Source organism: Ulvibacter sp. 2305UL32-6 (genome assembly GCF_058148545.1).
Genome location: NZ_JBYVKA010000043.1, coordinates 1 through 925, shown reverse-complemented (window position 1 = coordinate 925; position 925 = coordinate 1). Strand labels below are relative to the sequence as shown.

Annotated in this window: 1 protein-coding gene; it reads right to left on the bottom strand. The window is 36.5% G+C overall.

Features of this window, described 5'->3' with window-relative positions; translation table 11 throughout:
• Window positions 1-797: IS3 family transposase (locus ACY2RU_RS17610; protein WP_490139796.1), on the bottom strand; the 797-nt coding region annotated here is incomplete at its 3' end.
• Between the last annotated feature and the right edge of the window lie 128 nt (window positions 798-925).

Genomic DNA, 925 nt, shown 5'->3' with positions numbered 1-925 from the left:
TGAACAAAAGCTGGTGTGTTTAGTTTTAAGCTGAAATGGATTCTTTTGTTATTATAGATGTGCACGGCTCTGCTAATGATCTTCTTAGCTAAGGTAACATTTTTTACTGTTCGTTTTAATCCATACTCATATTTAAGTGTTCTGTTGATGCGTTCTGCTACTGCGTTTTCGTATGGGTCGTACTGTTGTGTCATCGATAGAGCAATGTTGTTTTGTTCGGCAAACTCAGTATATGCGGGATTACAGTACTGTATTCCACGATCGGAATGATGGATAAGCTTTTCATTGGGATATTTTCGATTTTTAATAGCCATAGCCAGCGCATCTGTGCAAAGAGATGTCTTCATATGAGAAGCTAGTTTATATCCCATAATCTTCTTAGAATAGGCATCTGTGACCAACGCCAGGTAACAATGCTTTCTCTGTGTTTTAATATATGTGATATCGCTTACCCAGAGCTGTTCAGGTCGGGTAGGGGCTTTATCTTTTACTAGGTTGTCATATTTGTAAAACTGATGTTTAGAATTGGTTGTTATAAAATATCGTTTGGTCTTTGGAACCAGCAAGTTATATTGTTTTAAGAGCTTGTAAAACTTATCTCTCCCCAGCTTAATTCCTTGCTTGTTCATTTCAGTTTTAAGTTCCTTGTAGAGCTTAATACCTCCGGTTCTTTGACCTACTTCATTTCTGTAACCTTTAATCAGTTGAATTACGATCTGATCATTGTTTTCTTTTATACGGTGAGACTTCAAGCGTTTATAGAAAGCTTGTTTGGTTATCCCAAAACATTCGATCAACCATTTTCTTTTAAACGGTCTTGTTTCTTTTTTTCGATCTCGTCTGCTAATGTTTTGGGCAATGACTTTTTTGACATGTCAACTCCAGTGATGAGTTCCATGTCAGCAATAATGTCTTGTTGAAAGTC